The sequence below is a fragment of the Microcoleus sp. genome, assembly GCF_049646505.1.
In the GTDB taxonomy this organism is placed as follows: Bacteria; Cyanobacteriota; Cyanobacteriia; order Cyanobacteriales; family Microcoleaceae; genus Microcoleus.
Genome location: NZ_JBARVX010000123.1, coordinates 1 through 2,097, shown reverse-complemented (window position 1 = coordinate 2,097; position 2,097 = coordinate 1). Strand labels below are relative to the sequence as shown.

General features: G+C 41.0%; 2 protein-coding genes. Both read right to left on the bottom strand.

The genetic code is table 11. The features are described 5' to 3' along the window. Nucleotides 1-112: 112 nt before the first annotated feature. The gene (locus WBA89_RS07200; protein ID WP_424405130.1) at nt 113-1,261 is read right to left on the bottom strand and encodes a cupin domain-containing protein; all 1,149 of its coding nucleotides are present in this window, start codon (nt 1,259-1,261) and stop codon (nt 113-115) included. 159 nt (nt 1,262-1,420) lie between these two features. Further along, entirely contained in the window at nt 1,421-1,573 is a 153-nt protein-coding gene (locus WBA89_RS07195; protein ID WP_333116741.1) for a hypothetical protein, read from the bottom strand. Nucleotides 1,574-2,097 lie beyond the last annotated feature (524 nt).

Below are 2,097 nucleotides of genomic sequence, written 5' to 3'. Positions count from 1 at the left end.
GCATTTAGAAGCATCGGCGCAAAAAAAACTATTCGTCATGTTATACCTCATCGTGTGTCATGAATTACTATTTTTAAAACCAATTTGTCGCAGCTATTACTTTTCTGTAGTTTTAACTAACAAAAATAATTCCTTCAACAACTAGCCTCGACAAAAGTGGCATTACATCTATTTCCCAATCACAATCCGGCAACCAATCCATCACATCCTCTCCTGTAAAAAACTCTGTACTGAATAGATTCTCCGTAAATTTATCCGTTACTCCTTTGAGTGATACTTCTTTGCCTCCCACAACGATTTTGTATCCGTCCCCGTCAGGCAATTCACTAATTCTCACCCGCTGAAATTTGGGAATTCTATATTTAGTTTGAATGCCGTAGGGAAAAATGTTGAACCCTGCTTGAGAAGGGAGAGAATATTTCGCCACAGGTTTTGCTAAACTGTCGAGGTAGCTGCTGTACTCTTCTCCCAGATTTTTACTGTTTGTGTAGCCCTGCAATTGGGCAATTAAATTATTTACACTTGTATCGATTGAATCTTGATTTGTTCGCAGCGGTAAACTTTGCCGCCACTCTGATTGTTGTCGCAATTCGCCCACCAACCATTCTAACAAGTCTATTCCTGTTTTGCAGTGAATTCCTAATGTTAAATGCAGCGACGGTTCGTCGGAAGCAACTGCATAATGCCAATGTCCGCGCGGTATGTAAAGCACGTCGCCAGGGTGCAAGGTGCAGGTTAAATAGGGTGGGGTTTCTGGCGGCGAAAATGTCGAGGATTTTTGGTCTGTCAGCGGGTATTTAATTGTGTCGGCAAATACATACCACTGTTTGATTCCGTCTGTCTGCAAGATAAAAACTTCGTGGGTGTCGTAATGAGACGAAAATCCCTGTTTTTCCGGCCAGGAACAGTAGGCGTTTACTTGGTTTCCATAACCTAATTCTGCTTTAAATTCTGCTGCAAATTCAGCGATTTCTGGTATTAGTTTGTGAACTTGATTGATAATTAACGTTGCTCCAGATTGGCAAAACTTGATGAGATTTTCGTTTTCGCTTTCGTCGAGAACTTTTCCTTCTACTGCTAAGCGAATTTCTGGATATTTTAATTCGTGAAAGTTGAGAAGGTGGTTGAGTTTTTCCCAGGAAAATAGGTGTGCAAAGTCTTTTTTGCCTTCGCTTTTAATCGCAACTGCTTTGTTTGTCCAGTTGTTATTGAGAAAATCTTCGAGATTGTATGGTTTGAGGAGATTGGCGAGCGATCGCATAAAGTTTATTGATAAAATATTGCAATAAATTTTAAACAATTGAATAATTGAGGACAAGCGCCAAGCCTTGTCCTCAATTACTCCATACTTCCCGACAAACAAAAGTAAAATCTATTACTTCTTGTTTGGGGAGGCGAAGTCTAACGGAAAAACCTGCAATTACTCGTTGGTAACATCGCTACCATCGGCATCAACATTGAGGGTAGAAGAGATGTTTTTAGCTGTGGCGTGCTTGGCAATTTCCTTGACTTCTACTTGGATTTTGCTAGCGCGGGACAGTTTGAGAGCCGATCCGTTGATTTGCTTTGACATAATGGCCTCTAATTGTTGTATTACACCCATTTAGCTGAAATTTTCCCTGACTGTACTGTAACGTTAGGGTTTGAATTCTCAACTTTGACTAAAAGCTTAACACGAAGTTAATAAATTGTGCAAGTAGTTAAGAATTCTTATCAATAACTAGGCTGCCTGGGTAATTCGCAGCAGTTGCTCACCCTGGTGAAAATTAAGCGTGAATCGGCTCTGCTGGTAGATTATGGAGTTTGAGCGGGTGAGGTTTAGACCGATCGCCCTTTTCACTCCAGGACTAGGCGGGCGATCGCCTGTTGAGAAATTATCCTGTAACTTAGCAGTTTTTTGATTTCCAGCATCTACCTTAAGGTAGAGTATTGTTTGTGAGAGTTAGGATGAAAACGAGCTACTATCTAAATGAAGGGCGATCGAGAAAAACCCATTCCCAATCCCCAACAACCTTTATTCGCGCTCCAGAAGTCACGAATACACAAATAGCTATTTCTTCCCTCTTACATCCGTTACATCCGTTACGTAATCCGTTG

Bases quoted from the DNA above. Each gene is read 5' to 3' on its own strand.
- WBA89_RS07200 (WP_424405130.1), bottom strand. From the start codon at position 1,261: ATGCGATCGCTCGCCAATCTCCTCAAACCATACAATCTCGAAGATTTT.
- WBA89_RS07195 (WP_333116741.1), bottom strand. From the start codon at position 1,573: ATGTCAAAGCAAATCAACGGATCGGCTCTCAAACTGTCCCGCGCTAGC.